The 15696-nt window shown below is 73.7% G+C and carries 15 protein-coding genes; all 15 read left to right on the top strand.

The annotated features are described in order from the left end of the window. Window positions 1-92 precede the first annotated feature (92 nt). The 15 genes from dapF to pknB all read left to right on the top strand — a co-directional run bounded on the left by dapF (window position 93) and on the right by pknB (window position 15671). Window positions 93-977, top strand: coding sequence for a diaminopimelate epimerase (dapF, locus tag caldi_RS08605; RefSeq protein ID WP_264844671.1), 885 nt, complete (start codon window positions 93-95; stop codon window positions 975-977). A gap of 14 nt (window positions 978-991) precedes the next feature. Further along, window positions 992-2170, top strand: a complete 1179-nt coding sequence (locus caldi_RS08600) for an LL-diaminopimelate aminotransferase (RefSeq protein ID WP_264844670.1) — start codon at window positions 992-994, stop codon at window positions 2168-2170. A gap of 23 nt (window positions 2171-2193) precedes the next feature. Next, the gene (locus caldi_RS08595) at window positions 2194-3075 is read left to right on the top strand and encodes a YicC/YloC family endoribonuclease (RefSeq protein WP_264844764.1); all 882 of its coding nucleotides are present in this window, start codon (window positions 2194-2196) and stop codon (window positions 3073-3075) included. Window positions 3076-3140: 65 nt separating this feature from the next. Beyond that, window positions 3141-3416, top strand: coding sequence for an extracellular matrix/biofilm regulator RemA (remA, locus tag caldi_RS08590; RefSeq protein ID WP_264844669.1), 276 nt, complete (start codon window positions 3141-3143; stop codon window positions 3414-3416). A 27-nt stretch (window positions 3417-3443) separates the two neighbouring features. Next, window positions 3444-4073 (top strand): guanylate kinase, encoded by a 630-nt coding sequence (gmk, locus tag caldi_RS08585; protein ID WP_264844668.1) that lies wholly within the window; start codon window positions 3444-3446, stop codon window positions 4071-4073. Then, window positions 4070-4276: a DNA-directed RNA polymerase subunit omega gene (gene rpoZ / locus caldi_RS08580; protein WP_264844667.1), complete on the top strand. Its 207-nt coding sequence runs from the start codon at window positions 4070-4072 to the stop codon at window positions 4274-4276. Before gmk ends, rpoZ begins: the two co-directional genes overlap by 4 nt. Next, window positions 4273-5586 (top strand): bifunctional phosphopantothenoylcysteine decarboxylase/phosphopantothenate--cysteine ligase CoaBC, encoded by a 1314-nt coding sequence (gene coaBC / locus caldi_RS08575; RefSeq protein ID WP_319951812.1) that lies wholly within the window; start codon window positions 4273-4275, stop codon window positions 5584-5586. The genes rpoZ and coaBC overlap by 4 nt, the downstream gene beginning before the upstream one ends. Beyond that, the gene (gene priA / locus caldi_RS08570) at window positions 5579-7885 is read left to right on the top strand and encodes a replication restart helicase PriA (RefSeq protein ID WP_264844666.1); all 2307 of its coding nucleotides are present in this window, start codon (window positions 5579-5581) and stop codon (window positions 7883-7885) included. Before coaBC ends, priA begins: the two co-directional genes overlap by 8 nt. 38 nt (window positions 7886-7923) lie before the next feature. After that, window positions 7924-8466 (top strand): peptide deformylase, encoded by a 543-nt coding sequence (gene def / locus caldi_RS08565; protein WP_264844665.1) that lies wholly within the window; start codon window positions 7924-7926, stop codon window positions 8464-8466. Next, a complete protein-coding gene (gene fmt, locus caldi_RS08560; protein ID WP_264844664.1) occupies window positions 8466-9446 on the top strand; it encodes a methionyl-tRNA formyltransferase in 981 nt (326 codons plus the stop codon). The genes def and fmt overlap by 1 nt, the downstream gene beginning before the upstream one ends. Before the next feature lie 150 nt (window positions 9447-9596). Continuing rightward, window positions 9597-10310, top strand: a complete 714-nt coding sequence (locus caldi_RS08555) for a zinc metallopeptidase (protein ID WP_319951811.1) — start codon at window positions 9597-9599, stop codon at window positions 10308-10310. An 87-nt stretch (window positions 10311-10397) separates the two neighbouring features. Then, entirely contained in the window at window positions 10398-11780 is a 1383-nt protein-coding gene (gene rsmB / locus caldi_RS08550; protein ID WP_264844663.1) for a 16S rRNA (cytosine(967)-C(5))-methyltransferase RsmB, read from the top strand. Window positions 11781-11855: 75 nt separating this feature from the next. Next, the gene (gene rlmN / locus caldi_RS08545) at window positions 11856-13010 is read left to right on the top strand and encodes a 23S rRNA (adenine(2503)-C(2))-methyltransferase RlmN (RefSeq protein WP_264844662.1); all 1155 of its coding nucleotides are present in this window, start codon (window positions 11856-11858) and stop codon (window positions 13008-13010) included. A gap of 22 nt (window positions 13011-13032) precedes the next feature. Then, complete coding sequence (locus tag caldi_RS08540; RefSeq protein ID WP_264844661.1) at window positions 13033-13779, top strand: Stp1/IreP family PP2C-type Ser/Thr phosphatase; 747 nt, start codon at window positions 13033-13035, stop codon at window positions 13777-13779. An 8-nt stretch (window positions 13780-13787) separates the two neighbouring features. Further along, on the top strand, window positions 13788-15671 hold the full coding sequence (gene pknB / locus caldi_RS08535) for a Stk1 family PASTA domain-containing Ser/Thr kinase (RefSeq protein WP_264844660.1): 1884 nt from the start codon (window positions 13788-13790) through the stop codon (window positions 15669-15671). Window positions 15672-15696: the final 25 nt, after the last annotated feature.

The following is a 15696-nucleotide window of genomic DNA, read 5'->3' as shown; positions in this document are numbered from 1 at the left end:
GCGGGGCCGGTTTTGACGGTGCGGGAGGCGCCGCTCTATAATGGTCGTGTTCGACGGGCTCCAGGAGGCTTGACCGAGGGGGTTCGGGGGGATTGGTTCGCTTCACCAAGATGGAAGGGCTCGGGAACGACTACATCTTCATTGACAACTTCGCCGAGCGCCTTCCCGAGGAGGAGTTCCCAGTTCTCGCCCGGGCCGTCAGCGACCGGCACTTCGGTGTCGGCGCCGACGGCCTCATCGTCATCCTCCCTCCCACCGAGCCGGGCTTCGACCTCCGCTTCCGCATGTTCAACGCCGACGGGAGCGAGGGCGAGATGTGCGGCAACGGCATGCGCTCGTTCGCCCGGCTGGCCTTCGAACGCGGGCTCGTGCGCAAGACCCGGATCCGCGTGCAGACGCTGGCCGGCCCGGTGGTCCCCGAGATCGTCCTGGACGAGGCCGGCCGGGTGCAGGGAGTCCGGGTGGACATGGGCCCGCCCCGCCTGCGGAGCACCGAGATCCCGCTGACCGGACCCGAGCGCGGGCCGGTCCTCGCCGAGACGGTGGAAGCGGCCGGCGAGTCGTTCACGTTCGCGGCGGTCTCCATGGGCAACCCCCACATCGTGATCTTCACCGACGCGGACCTGGACCGGATCGACCTGGCGCACGTGGGGCCCGCTCTGGAGCACCATCCCCTGTTTCCCCAGCGCACGAACGTGCACTTCGTCCGCCCCGAGGGGCCGGGCGAGCTGCGGATGCGCACCTGGGAGCGGGGAAGCGGGATCACGCTGGCCTGCGGGACCGGCGCCTGCGCCGCGCTCGTCGCCGCCAGCCTGACGGGGCGGTCCGGGCGCACCGCGGACGTGCACCTTCCCGGCGGGACCCTGCGCGTGGAGTGGGCGGAGGACGGACACGTCTACCAGACCGGCCCCGCCAACGAGGTCTGCCGCGGCGAGTTCACGCGGGACTGGCGGCGAGAGGCCGCCGCCCGGAGCTGAGGAGGCGAGGGAACGTGCCCAGGCCTGCCCGACGGATCGAGTCCGTCCCGCCCTACCTGTTCGCCGAGATCGACCGCAAGCGCCGTGAGGTGGCGGCGCGAGGGGTGGACGTGATCTCCCTCGGCATCGGCGACCCGGACCTGCCCACCCCCGACTTCGTGGTCGAGCGGATGGCGCAGGAGATCCGGGATCCCCGCTGGCACCGCTACCCCGACTACGAGGGGCACCCGGCCTTCCGCCGCGCCGTGGCGTCTTTCTACCGCCGCCGGTTCGGGGTCGAGATCGACCCCGACCGGGAGGTCCTGGCCCTCATCGGCTCGAAGGAGGGCCTCGCGCACCTCATCTGGGCCTACGTGGACCCCGGCGACGTCGTGCTGGTGCCGGACCCGGCCTACCCCGTGTACCTCACGCAGACCCGGCTGGCCGGCGGTGAACCGTACGTGATGCCGCTCCGGCGGGAGCGCGGCTTCCTGCCGGACCTGGGGGCCATCCCGACGGACGTGGCCCGCCGGGCCAAGCTGCTCTTCGTGAACTATCCCAACAACCCGACGGGCGCGGTGGCCGACCGCGCCTTCTACGAAGAGGCCGTGGCCTTCTGCCGGCAGCACGACATCCTCCTGGTGAGCGACAACGCCTACTCGGAGATGACCTTCGACGGCTTTGTGGCCCCGAGCGCCCTCGAGGTCCCCGGCGCCCGGGACGTGACCGTCGAGTTCTGGTCCCTTTCCAAGCCGTTCAACATGACCGGGTGGCGCATCGCGGCCGCGGTCGGGAATGCGGATGCCCTGTACCGGGCGCTGGGGATCGTGAAGACGAACCTGGACTCCGGCCAGTTCACCGCCATCCAGATGGCCGCGGCCGCCGCGCTGGAGTCACCGGAGGCGGAGGCGTTCATCCGCCGGATGAACGCGGTCTACGCCCGCCGCCGCGACATGGCGGTGCAGGCCCTGCGCCGGATGGGGCTCGACGTGGAGGCGCCTAGGGGGACCTTCTACCTCTGGGTGCCGGTGCCGGCGGGGCACACGTCGACGAGCTTCGCCACCCTTCTGCTGGAGAAGGCCGGGGTGGTGGTAACGCCGGGGATCGGATACGGGCCCGGCGGCGAGGGCTACGTCCGGCTGTCCCTCTGCCTCCCGGACGAGCGCCTGCAGGAGGCGCTGGACCGTATGACCGCCCAGGTTCGCATCGGCTGAGGAGGGAGCGGCGGTTGCGGAGCATGACGGGGTACGGCCGCGGCGAGGCGGAGGGCCCGGCCGGGCGCTTCACGGCCGAGCTGCGGGCGGTGAACCACCGCTACGCCGAGATCGTGCTGCGGCTGCCGCGACCCCTCGTGGCCCTGGAGGACGACGCCCGCCGGCTGATCCAGGAGGAGGTCCGCCGGGGCCGGGTCGAGGTGGCCGTCGACTGGCGCCCGGCTGGGGCGGCCCGCCCCCGGATCTTGGTTGACAGGGAACTGGCGCTCGCGTATGATAGTGCGCTGAGAGAGCTATCGGACGTCATCGGAAGGAAACTGGAGCTAACCGCAGACATTCTGTTGAGACTGCCGGACGTCCTGATCGTTGACCAGCCCGACATTCCGAAGGATCTGGTGTGGGGCACACTGAGCGAGGCGCTGCGGGCCGCAGTCTCCGCCCTGGTCGCCATGCGGGAGCGGGAGGGTGCGGCGCTGGCGGCTGACCTCGGGGAGCGGCTGGGCCGCATCGAGGAGGCCGTGGGCGAGATCGCCGGTCGGGCGCCCGCCGTGGTGGAGGAGTACCGCAGGCGCCTCGAGCAGCGCCTCGGGCAACTCGGGGCACCGGGTCTGGTCGACCCGGCCCGGCTGGCGCAGGAGGTCGCCCTCTTCGCCGAGCGTGCCGACATCACGGAGGAGATCGTGCGGCTCCGGAGCCACCTGGACCAGTTCCGCCGGCTGCTGGCGGGCGTGGGGGGCCCGAGGTCCGAGCCGGTGGGGCGGCAGATGGACTTCCTGGTGCAGGAGATGGGCCGGGAGATCGGAACACTGGGCGCCAAGGCGCAGGATCTGGCCATCGCCGGCCGCGTGCTGGCCGTTCGCACCGAACTGGAGAAGATCCGCGAGCAGGTGCAGAACATCGAGTGAGCAGCGGAAGCGCCCCCGCCTGGGTACGGGCAGGGGACCGTGGGCGAGCAAGGGAGGACCTCGGGGTGCCCGAGATCAAGCTGGTGAACATCGGCTTCGGCAACATCGTGTCCGCCAACCGGATCGTGGCCATCGTCAGCCCGGAGTCGGCGCCGATCAAGCGCATCATCACGGAGGCCCGGGACAAGGGCGTCCTCATCGACGCCACCTACGGCCGGCGGACCCGTGCCGTGGTCATCACCGACTCGGACCACGTGATCCTGTCGGCGGTACAGCCGGAGACGGTCGCCCACCGCCTGACGAGCCGGGAGGCACCGCCGGAGGAGGCCGGTGAGGAATAGCCGGGGCATCCGGAGGAGCGTAGGCACTTGCGAGCTGGCCGGGGTTTGCTCATCATCGTGACCGGACCCTCGGCGGTCGGGAAGGGCGCCATTTGCAGGGCGCTCCTCCGGCAGGGCTCCGGAGTCCGGTTCTCGGTCTCCGTGACCACCCGTCCCCCTCGTCCCGGTGAGCGGGACGGGGTCGAGTATTTTTTCGTCACCCGGGAGGAGTTCGAGCGCCGGGTCCAGGCGGGGGACCTCCTCGAGTGGGCCGAGGTCTACGGCAACTACTACGGCACCCCGCGTAAACCGGTGGAGGAGGCGCTGGCCCGGGGGGAGGACATCATCCTGGACATCGACATCGCCGGCGCGACGGCCGTGCGGCGCCAGTACCCGGACGCGCTGTCGGTGTTCGTCCTCCCGCCGTCCATGGCGGAGCTGGAGGTCCGGATGCGCCGGCGGGCCAGCGAGACCGAGGAGGCGATCCGGCGCCGCCTGGCGGAGGCACCCCGCTGGATCGCCCAGGGGCTCGAGTACGACTACGTCCTCGTCAACGACGACCTCGAGCATGCCGTCTCCCAGCTCCGGGCGATCATCGTGGCCGAGAAGTGCCGCGTCGGCCGCCGGGGGCGGGAGCTCATCCGCACCCTGCTGGAGAAGGGGGTCATCGAACCGTGATCAAGCCGTCCATCGACACGCTCATCGAGAAGGTCGACTCCAAGTACACCCTGGTCGTGGCCGCCGCCAAGCGGGCCCGCGAGCTCATGAACGGCAAGCCGCCGCAGGTGGACAGCCGGTCCAACAAGCCGGTCAGCATCGCCCTCGAGGAGCTGGCGTCCGGCCGGCTCCTGTACGAGCGCACGAAGGAAGGCATCAAGTGACCGGGGGGCGCCGCCGGCGCCCCCTTTCCACCATCCTCGGGCCCATCGAGGTGAGGGGCGTGCTGCGTGGGAAGACCGTGCTCCTGGGCGTGAGCGGGGGCATCGCCGCCTACAAGGCGGCAGCCCTCTGCTCCCGCCTCGTGCAGGCGGGGGCGACCGTCCACGTGCTCATGACCCCGGCGGCGACCCGGCTGGTCTCGCCGCTCACCTTCCAGGCGCTGTCGGGCAACCCGGTGCAGACGGACCTGCTGGCCGAGCAGCGCCACGGTCACGTCGATCACGTGATCCTGGCCCGCCGCGCCGACCTCCTCATCGTCGCGCCGGCGACCGCGAACACGGTGGCCCGGCTGGCGACCGGGATGGCGGGCGATCCGGTGACCGCCGCCGCCCTCGGGGTGGCGTGCCCCGTGCTCGTCTGCCCCTCGATGGAAGAGCACATGTACCGGCACCCGCTCACCCAGGCGAACCTCCGGCGGCTCGAGGAGATCGGCTACCACGTGATGGCGCCCGAGACGGGGTACCTGGCCTCCGGGCTGCGGGGCACGGGCCGGCTGCCCGAGCCGGAGGCGATCCTCGCCGAGGCCGTCCGCCTGGTGTGCGCGCACCGCGCCGCCGGGGCGGGCGGGGGAGCCGTGGACCCGACCCTGGCGGGCCGTCGCGTCCTCGTGACGGCGGGGGCGACCCGGGAAGCGCTCGATCCGGTGCGGTTCCTGTCCAACCGTTCGACCGGGAAGATGGGCTACGCGCTGGCGCGGGAGGCGGCCCGCCGCGGGGCGCAGGTGGTCCTGGTGGCGGGTCCGGGGAACCTTCCCGATCCGGAGGGGGTCGAGGTCGTCCACGTGGAAAGCGCCCGGGACATGCACGCGGCGGTGCTGGCCCGCGCCGGGTGGCTCGACGTGGCGATCGGCGCCGCCGCGGTGGCGGACTACCGGCCTGCGGTGTTCCAGCCGCACAAGATCAAGAAGGGCGAGGACCGCCTCGTGCTGGAGCTCGTCCGGAACCCGGACATCCTCGCCGACCTGGGCCGGCAGAAGCGCCCGGGTCAGGTGCTGGTGGGCTTCGCGGCGGAGACCGCGGATCTGGCCGAGTATGCCCGCCGCAAGCTGGAGGAGAAGAACCTCGACCTCATCGTGGCCAACGACGTGACCCAGCCGGACGCCGGGTTCGCGGTGGACACGAACCGGGCCGTGCTCGTGCACCGGGACGGCCGCCAGGAGGACCTCCCCCTCATGTCGAAGGACGCGCTGGCCGCGGCGATCCTGGACCGCGTGGCAGCGCTCCTCGGCCGGAGGGATCCGGAGCATGGCTGAGCCGACCGCGGCGGGGGGCGGGCCGGAGGGCGCGCCCCGGTACGCCCGGGTGGCCGTCGACCTGGCCGCGGCCGGGGCGGACCGCCTCTTCACCTATTCGGTCCCCGACCCGCTCCGTGGCCGGCTGGCGCCGGGGGCCTGGGTTTCCGTACCCTTCGGGCGCCGGCAGATCCTGGGCTGCTACGTGGAGCCGGCGCCGGCGGCTCCGCCCGGGGTGGAGGTTCGGCCCCTCGGGGAGATCGTGACCGGCCTCCCGCCGGTGCCTCCCGCCCTGCTCGACCTGGCCCGCTGGGTGGCCGGCCGGTACCTGTGCCCGCTGGCGGCGGCCCTGCGCCTCCTCATTCCCGCCGGCGCACGCCGCGGGGAGGTGCGGCCGCGCCGCCGCGCCGCGCTCGCGCTGGCCGTCGGGGCGGAAGCAGCCGCAGAGGCGGCCGCGCGGCTCGGGAGCCGGGCTCCCCGCCAGGCGGCGGTCCTGCGGACGCTCCTCGGGGCCGGCGGGCCGGTGCCGCTCGAGGCGCTCGAGCGCACCGTCGGGGGCGACGCCCGGGGGGCTGCCGCGGCCCTCGTGCGGGGCGGGCTCGTCCGGCGGGTGGACCTCCCCGTGCGGCGGGACCCGCTGGGCCCGGAGGGCGCGGTGGAGACGGAGCCGGCCTCGCCGCCCGCCCTCACCCCGGCGCAGGCGGCAGCGGTGGCGAAGGTGGAGGAGGCCCTGGCCGCTCCCCCGCCCCGCCAGCCGGTGCTCCTTCACGGGGTGACCGGCTCGGGGAAGACGGAGGTCTACCTGGAGGCCATCGCCCGGGTCGTGGCGGCCGGGCGGCAGGCCATCGTCCTGGTACCCGAGATCGCCCTGACGCCGCAGACGGTGGCCCGCTTCCGGGCCCGCTTCACCGGCCGCGTGGCCGTGCTGCACTCGGCCCTGTCCCCGGGCGAGCGCTTCGACGAGTGGCTGCGGATCCGGCGCGGCGAGGTCGACATCGCCGTCGGCGCCCGCTCCGCGGTGTTCGCCCCGTTCGAGCGCCTCGGGCTCATCGTGGTGGACGAGGAGCACGAGGCGACCTACAAGCAGGACGAGGTGCCCCGCTACCACGCCCGCGAGGTGGCGGAGGAGCGGGCCCGGCGCGAGGGGGCGCTCGTGCTCCTGGGAAGTGCCACCCCGGCCCTGGAGACGTTCTGGCGGGCCCGGGAGGGGCGGGTGGCCCTGGTCCGCCTGCCGGAGCGGGTGCGCGGGCGCCCGCTGCCGCCCGTGGAGATCGTGGACATGCGGGCCGAGCTGCGGTCCGGACGGGCGGGCCTCTTCAGCCGGCGGCTCGAGGAGGCGCTGGGCGATGCGCTGGCACGGGGGGAACAGGCCATCCTGTTCCTGAACCGCCGGGGCTTTCACACGTTCGCCCTGTGCCGGGCCTGCGGCGAGGCGGTGACGTGCCCCCGCTGCTCCGTGGCGCTCACCCTGCACCGTCCGGCCCGTACCGGGGCCTACATGGCGTGCCACTACTGCGGCCACCGCCAGCCTCCTCCCTCGGCCTGCCCCCGGTGCGGGTCCCCCTCGATCCGGCTCCTGGGCAGCGGGACCGAGCGGGTGGAGGCGGAACTCGCCCGGCTCTTCCCCCGGGCGCGCGTGGTCCGGCTCGACGTGGACACCACCCGCCGCAGGGGCAGCCACGCCCGCATCCTCGGCGCGCTGGCGCAGGGCCGGGCCGACGTGCTGGTGGGCACCCAGATGGTCACCAAGGGGCTGGACCTGCCGGGGGTCACCCTGGTCGGCGTGGTGCTGGCCGACACCACGTTGCGCCTGCCCGACTTCCGGGCGGCGGAGCGCACCTTCCAGCTCATCGCCCAGGTGGCGGGCCGTGCCGGGCGGGGGGATCGCCCCGGGCGCGTGGTGGTCCAGACGTACCAGCCGGACCACTTCGCCGTCCGCACCGCCGCTGCCCACGACTACGATAGCTTCTTCGAGCAGGAGGCGGCCTGGCGGCGGCTGATGGGATACCCGCCGTTCGCCGAGTTCGTCCGCCTGGTCTTCGCCGGCCCCGCGGAGGCGGAAGTGGCGGCGAGCGCCGATGCCGCGACTCGGCTGCTCGAGGCGGAGGCCGCCGCCGCGCCGGCCGAGATTCTGGGCCCCGTGCCGGCGCCCCTCGCGCTCTTGCGGGGACTCTACCGCTATCATGTGGTGTTGAAGGGGCCCGACCGGGACGGTCTGGTGCGGGCCGTGCGCGCCGCCCTGGGCGGTCCGCCCTCGCGCTGGCGGCGCGGCCGGGAGGTGCGGCTCACCGTCGACGTCGGGCCCTACTCGATGCTCTGAGGCCGAGAGCTCGGAGCTGCAGAAAGGAAGGCGAGTACATGGCCGTCCTGCCCATCGTACTGCACCCGGACCCCATCCTGCGGCGCAAGGCCCGGCCGGTCCAGAAGATCGGCCCGGCCCTCCGGCGCCTCCTCGACGACATGGCGGAGACCATGTACGCAGCGCCCGGCGTGGGCCTGGCCGGCCCACAGGTCGGCGTGCTCAAGCGGGTCATCGTGGCGGACTGCGGGGAGCCGCACGGCCTGCTCAAGCTCATCAACCCCGAGATCCTCGAGGCCGAGGGGGCGGAGGTCGGCACCGAGGGGTGCCTGTCCATCCCCGGGTACGTGGGCGAGGTGGAGCGCGCGGCCCGGGTGAAGGTCACCGCCCTCACGCCCGAGGGCCGGCGGGTGTGGATCGAGGCCGAGGGGCTCTGGGCCCGCTGCCTCCAGCACGAGATCGACCACCTCGACGGCGTCCTGTACATCGACAAGGCGACGAACGTGCGGGAGGTCCCGCCGGCGGAAGCCCAGGAGAAGGCGGAGGGCGGGAGCGACGCCGAGTCGGACCCGGCGGCCGTCCGGAGCGGGGAGGACGGCTAGTGCTGCGCGTCCTCTTCATGGGCACCCCGGACTTCGCCTGCCCGGTCCTGGAGGCCGTCCACCGGGCCGGCCACCCGGTCGTGGCGGCCGTCACCCAGCCGGACCGCCCCGCCGGCCGCGGCGGGCGCCTCACCCCGCCCCCCGTCAAGGTCCTGGCGGAGCGGCTGGGGATCCCGGTCCTGCAGCCCCGCCGGGTCCGCCGGCCGGAGGTGGTGGCCCGGCTCCGGGAACTGGCGCCGGACGTGATCCTGACCGCGGCCTTCGGCCAGATCCTGCCCGCCGAGGTGCTCGCCCTCCCCCGCCTCGGCAGCCTCAACGTCCATGCCTCCCTGCTCCCCCGGTACCGCGGGGCGGCGCCGATCCACCGCGCGGTGATGAACGGAGAGACCGAGACCGGGGTCACCATCATGTGGATGGACGAGGGCATGGACACCGGGGACATGCTGATCTGGCGGAGCGTCCCGATCCTGCCCCAGGACACGGCCGGCACGCTTCACGACCGGCTCGCCGCGCTCGGGGCGGAGCTGGCCGTGGAGGCACTCCGGCTGGTGGAGGAAGGCCGGGCGCCGCGCATTCCCCAGGACCACGCCCGCGCCACGTACGCGCCCCGGCTCACCCGGGAGGACGAGCGGATCGACTGGAGTGAACCGGCGGGACGGGTGCGCGACCGCGTGCGCGGGCTTTCCCCGTGGCCCGGAGCGTACACCGAGACCCCGACGGGGATCCTGAAGGTGTGGGTTGTCGAGGTGGTTCCCGGGGCGCCCGCGGCCGAGCCGGGCACCTTGGTGGCGGTCCCCCGCGGCGGGGCGCCCGTCGTCGCCTGCGGGGAGGGCGCCGTGGCGCTCGTGGAGGTGCAGCCGGAGGGCCGCCGGCGCATGAGCGGCGCATCTTACGCCGCCGGTCACCGCCTGCGGGTGGGGGACCGCCTCGGCGTCCCGCCGGGCGGCGCGAACCCGGCGCCCGGCCCGGGTGATCATTGAAGTCGGGCAAGCTCCGATGCGGTCCCGTGAGGGGCCCCGGGGCGTGGCCGCGATTGCTGCGGGCCGGCCGGGTTGTTAGAATAGGATCGCGACGAAAGGACGCTGAACCCGTCTGCGGCCCTGGCTCGTACGAGGAGGGACGCAAGCCGTATGTTCATGCCGGGATTCTTCTTCGACTGGACCTACATCTTGGTGCTGCCCGCGCTGGCGCTCGTCCTGTGGGCGCAGGCCCGCGTGCAGTCGACGTTCGCCGAATGGGGGCGGCGGCGCACCCTGCGGGGCCTGACGGGCGCGCAGGTCGCCGAGGCCATCCTGGCCGACGCCGGCCTCACCGATGTGGTGGTGGAGCCGACGCCGGGCCACCTCACGGACCACTACGACCCGCGCACCCGCACGCTTCGCCTTTCGGAGAGCGTCTACTACAGCAACTCGGTGTCCGCGATCGGGGTCGCGGCGCACGAGGCCGGGCACGCCATCCAGCACGACATGGGCTACATCCCGCTGACGGCCCGGAACTTCTTCGTGCCGCTGGCGAACCTCGGCAGCATGGGCGGTCCGGTGCTGTTCATGCTCGGGCTGTTCTTCCCGCGCAGCGCCCTCGGCGGCATGCTGATGGACCTCGGCATCTTGCTGTTCGGCCTGGCGGTCGGGTTCTACCTCATCACTCTGCCGGTCGAGTTCAACGCCTCCGGGCGGGCCCTGGCCATCCTCGAGGGCCACGGCTACCTGCAGGGGGAGGAGCTGCGGGGCGCCCGGGCGGTGCTGTGGGCGGCGGCGATGACCTACGTGGCGTCGGCGGCCATGGCGGTCTCCCAGCTGCTGCGTCTCCTGTTCATCCGCGGCATGATGCGCGACGACGACTGACGGCCGGGGCGCCGCGGGTGCCCGGCGTACGAGGGCGATCGGCGGGTGTGGCGGGGCCACACCCTTTTCCTTGGGCGGGGCAGGGGGGTGAGGGCGCTGGCGGGTACGGCCGGCGCGGCGCGGGAGGCGGCCCTGGAGGTGCTCCGGCGTGTGGACGCCGGTGGGGCCTACGCCTCCCTCGCGCTCGGCGAGGTCCTCCGCCGCCGCGCCCTCGACCCCCGGGACCGCGCCCTGGCCACGGAGCTCGCCTACGGGGTGATCCGGCGGCGGCAGACCCTGGACTGGTACCTCGAGCAGGTCTCCACCCGGCCGCTGGCGCACATGACCCCGCAGGTCCGCAACATCCTCCGGATGGCCGTGTACGAGTATCTGTACCTCGACCGCATCCCCGAGTGGGCGACGACCCACGCGGCGGTGGAGCTGGCGCGGCGGCACGGCCACGAGGGCGTGGCGCGCTTCGTGAGCGGCGTCCTGCGCGGGCTCCTGCGGCGCCTGCCCGAGCTGCGGCTGCCCGATGCGGCCGCCGACCCCGTCCAGCACCTCGCCCTCCTCACCTCGCAGCCGCGTTGGCTGGTCGAGCGGTGGCTGGCGCGCTACGGGTTCGATGAGGCTCAGGCCCTCCTGGAGGCGCTCGGCCAGACCCCGCCGCTCACGGTGCGGGTGAACCGCCTCCGTACCGACCGGGACGCGCTGCGGCAGCGCCTCGCCCGGGAAGGGGTGGAGGCCCACCCGACGCGCTGGTCGCCGGACGGCCTGGTCCTGTCGGGGGTGGCGAGCACGGGCAGCCTGAAGGAGCTGGCGTCCTTCCGGGAGGGCCTCTTCTCCGTCCAGGACGAGTCCTCCATGCTGGTGGCGCCCGTGGTGGACCCCCGCCCCGGCGACCTGGTGCTGGACGTGGCCGCGGCCCCGGGCGGCAAGGCCGCCCACCTGGCCGAGCGGATGGGCGACCGGGGGCGGGTGCTTGCGATCGACCTCCACCCGCAAAGGCTGGAGCTCGTCGAGGAGAACGCCCGCCGGCTCGGGCTGCGGTCGATCGAGACCGTGTGCGCGGACGCCCGTTCGGTCGGCCGGCTCTTCGCCGGGCGGGCCGACGCCGTGCTGTGCGACCTGCCGTGCTCGGGCCTCGGCACCCTCCACCGCCGGCCGGACGCCCGCTGGCGCAAGCAGGAGGCCGACATCCCGGCGCTGGCCACGCTCCAGGACGAGATCCTCGAATCCGCCTGGGGCGCGCTGCGTCCCGGCGGGGTGCTGGTCTACAGCACCTGCACGATCACCCCGGAGGAGAACGAGGAGCGGGTGGAGGCCCTGGTCCGGCGCCACCCGGACCTGGTCCCGGAGGACCTGACGCCCTACCTGCCTGCCGGCCTGGCTGGCGAGCCGGGGGTCCGGGAAGGCCGCATCCAGCTCCTTCCACACCGCCACGGCACGGACGGGTTCTTCATCGCCCGCCTGCGCCGGCGGAGTGGATGACGCTGGCGAGAGGGAATGAGGCGGGACGGGGCGAACGGAACTAGGTCGGTTCCCGGCAGCGGAAGGGGGGATCCCGTGGTCCGCGAGCTCAGAGAGCTGTCCCCGGACAGGGCGCCCGTCGAGCTCCCCGTGGGCGGGCGGCGCGCCCTCGTGGGACTGAGTCGCGAGGCGCTCGAGGCGTTCGTTGAAACGCTGGGCGAGCCCCGCTACCGTGCGCGGCAGCTCTTCCGGTGGCTGTACGGCCGGGCAGCCCGCAGCTTCGCCGAGATGACGGACCTGCCGCGGGACCTCCGGTCCCGGCTGGAAGCGGTCGCGCACCCCGGCTGCCTGGTCGAGGAGCGGCGGCAGCACAGCCCCGCCACTCGCACGACGAAGTTCCTCTTTCGCCTGCTGGCGGACGGCAACGTGGTCGAGTCGGTGCTGATGCGCCACGACTACGGCTGGTCCGTGTGCCTCTCCTCCCAGGTCGGCTGCCGGATGGGCTGCACCTTCTGCGCCTCCACCCTGGGGGGCCTGGTGCGGAACCTCACGGCCGGGGAGATCGTCGATCAGTTGCTGGTCATGAGCCGGGAGGTACCGGCAGGCGAGCGGATCGGCCACGTGGTCCTGATGGGCTCGGGCGAACCCCTGGAGAACTACGACAACGTGCTGAAGGCCATCCGGTTGCTCCACGACCCGGACGGCCCCGGCATCGGCTACCGGCACATCACGATCTCGACCGCCGGCCTGGTCCCCGCGATGCGGCGGCTCGCCGGGGAGGGGCTGCCGGTCACCCTGGCGGTGTCTCTCCACGCCCCCGACGACGAGTTGCGGGCGCGGCTCATGCCGATCACGCGGATCTACCCGCTGGCCGAGGTGCTGGCGGCTGCCCGGGAGTACGCCGCCGGGACGGGGCGCCGGGTGACCTACGAGTACCTGCTCATCGAGGGCGTCAACGACGGGGAGGAGCACGCCGGGCGCCTGGCGGGGCTCTTGCGGGGCAGCCTGGCACACGTGAACCTCATCCCGTTCAACCCCGTGACCGAGCGCCCGCAGTACCGCCGGCCCGGTCGGGCCCGGGTGGCCCGGTTCGCCCGGGCGCTGGAGGCACGCGGCATCGCGACGACGGTGCGCCGGGAGATGGGCGGGGAGATCGATGCGGCGTGCGGTCAGCTCCGGAACCGGGCCCGGCAGCCGGCTGCCCGGCTCGGGCAGACGCCGGGCGGGCCGGGGGCTCCGGCGCCCGCCTGACCGCCGCCAGGGAGGGCCGTGTGTGCGGGTGGTGGCAGCGACGGACGTGGGCCGGATGCGGTCCGGCAACCAGGACGCGTACGTGGTGGAGGAGCTCCGCCCCCAAGAGGGGTGGGCGCTCCTGGCCGTCGCGGACGGCATGGGCGGGCACGCCGCCGGCGAGGTGGCCAGCAGCCTGGCCGTGCAGATCCTGCACGAGCACGTCGCGGCCGCCCAGGCCGCCTGGGCGGGGGCCCCGGACGCCGCGGCCGGCCTGCGGGAGGCGGCGCTGGCCGCGCACGCCGGCATCGTGGCGGCCCAGCAGGCCAATCCGGCGTACGCCGGCATGGGGACGACCCTCACCGCTGCGGTGGTGGCCGGGCCGGAGGTGGCCATCGTGCACGTCGGCGACAGCCGCGCGTACCGGGTGGGCAAGGACGGCGAGATCGAGGTGCTGACGGAGGACCACTCGGTGGTGGGCGAACTTGTCCGGGCCGGGCGGCTGACGGAGGAGCAGGCGATGCACCACCCGCAGCGCAACCTCCTGACCAGCGCCCTCGGCGCGCCGGGCGAGGTCCGCATCGACACGCGGGTCGCCACGTGGGAGGTCGGGGACATCCTCATCCTGTGCACGGACGGCCTCACGAACCTGGTCACGGCCGCCGAACTGGCGGAGGCCGCCCGCGACCCCGCCGGGCTGGACACGCTGCCGGCGCGCCTCGTGGAACTCGCCAACGATCGCGGCGGCTACGACAACGTCACCGTGGTCGCGACGGTGCGGGAGAGGTGATCGCGGCGGTGCAGCAGGGTACGGTGCTCGGCGGCCGCTACCGCGTCCTCGACAAGGTGGGCGGGGGCGGCATGGCCGTGGTCTACCGGGCCCAGGACCTGTTCCTGAACCGCCCGGTGGCCGTCAAGGTGCTGCAGCCCCAGTACGCGGCAGACGAGGAGTTCGTGCGCCGCTTCCGGCGCGAGGCCCAGGCGGCTGCCAGCCTGTCCCACCCGAACGTGGTGTCGGTTTACGACGTCGGCCACCAAGACGATCTGCACTACATCGTCATGGAACTGGTGGAGGGGGAGACGCTCAAGCACCGGATCCAGACGCACGGCCCTCTCCCGCCGGACGAGGCCGCCCGCATCACCGTCGGCATCCTCGACGCCTTGGCGCACGCCCACGGGCACCGCATCGTCCACCGGGACATCAAGCCGCACAACATCCTGCTCACCCGGGACGGGCGCGTGAAGGTGACCGACTTCGGCATTGCCCGCGCGGTGAGCCACGACACCGTCACCAACACCGGATCGCTGCTCGGCTCCGCCCATTACTTCTCCCCGGAGATGGCCCGGGGCTGGCCGGCGGACGAGAAGTCCGACCTCTACAGCCTGGGCGTGGTCCTCTACGAGATGCTCACCGGGCGGGTGCCCTTCACCGGCGAGTCGCCGGTATCCGTGGCGCTCAAGCACGTGCAGGAGGAGGTGCGGCCGCCCTCGGCCCTCGTGCCCGGTATCCCGGCCGAGCTGGAGACCATCGTGCTCCGGGCGATGGAGAAGGACCCGAAGGACCGCTATGCCTCGGCCCAGGCCATGCGCGCCGACCTCGAGCGGTTCCTGGCCGCGTACCGGGAGGGCCGGGTGCACTTCTCCGCGGACGACGCCCCCACCCAGGACCTGCGGGCCGTGCGGGCCCGGGCGGCGCGCCGCCTGCCGCCGCCGGACGTGGACGCCGACGACGAGGAGGAACCCGGGCGCAGGCGGAGCCCGGCCGGCCTGTGGATTGCCCTCGGGCTCGTCGCGCTCTTCCTCGCGGCCCTGGGCACCGGGGCTTTCTACGTCATGCGTCTCCTGGACGTCCCTGACGTCCAGGTGCCTTACGTGGTCGGCATGAGCCGTCAGGAGGCGGAGGAGCGCCTGGCGGCCGCGGGCCTGGTCCTCAAGGTGGACGCCCTGGAGTACTCGGACTCGATCCCGCCGGATGGGGTGACCTGGCAGGAGTACGAGGCGGGTTCGAAGGTCAAGCCCGGGCGCGTGGTGGCGGTGCGGCTGTCCATGGGCCCCCGCCTGGTTCCCGTCCCCGACCTCTCCCGCATGACCCGGCCCGAGGCCGAGGCAGCCCTCGCCGAGAAGGGCCTGCAGCTCGGCAACGTCACCGAGGTCTTCGACCCGAAGGTTCCGGAGGGCCGCGTAATCTCCCAGAGCCTGAGCCCGGGGGTCCCGGTGCGCCTGAAGACGGTGGTGGACATCGTCGTCAGCCGCGGCGGCCAGCAGGTGCCGAACCTGGCCGGCAAGACGCTGGCCGAGGCGGAGGCGCTCCTCAAGGACCAGGGGCTGGCCCTCGGCCAGGTGGGGCGGCAGCCTTCGGACCAGCCGGAGGACCTGATCATCTCGCAGGATCCGCAGCCGGGTGCCGAGGTGGCCCCGGGGTCGGCGGTGAACGTGACGCTGAGCAGCGGGCCGCCGCAGCCGGCGATCCGGGAGGCCACCAAGCTCATCGAGGTGCCCGGGAAGGAGGGGGCCGTCGACGTCCGGGTCGACCTCGTGGACGCCGCCGGCGTCACGACGGTCCACCACGCCCGGCATCCGGCGGGGGAGATCTTCCAGCTCGCCGTGCGGTGGACGGGTGAGAGCGCCCGGCTCCTGGTCTACGCGGACGGCAAGCCTGCCCGGGAGATCCCCCTGCCGTGAACGCCGAGCCTGAAGGGGGTGAGGC

Source organism: Caldinitratiruptor microaerophilus, from assembly GCF_025999835.1.
GTDB lineage: Bacteria > Bacillota > Sulfobacillia > Symbiobacteriales > ZC4RG38 > Caldinitratiruptor > Caldinitratiruptor microaerophilus.
This window is presented reverse-complemented; position numbering and strand designations above follow the sequence as displayed.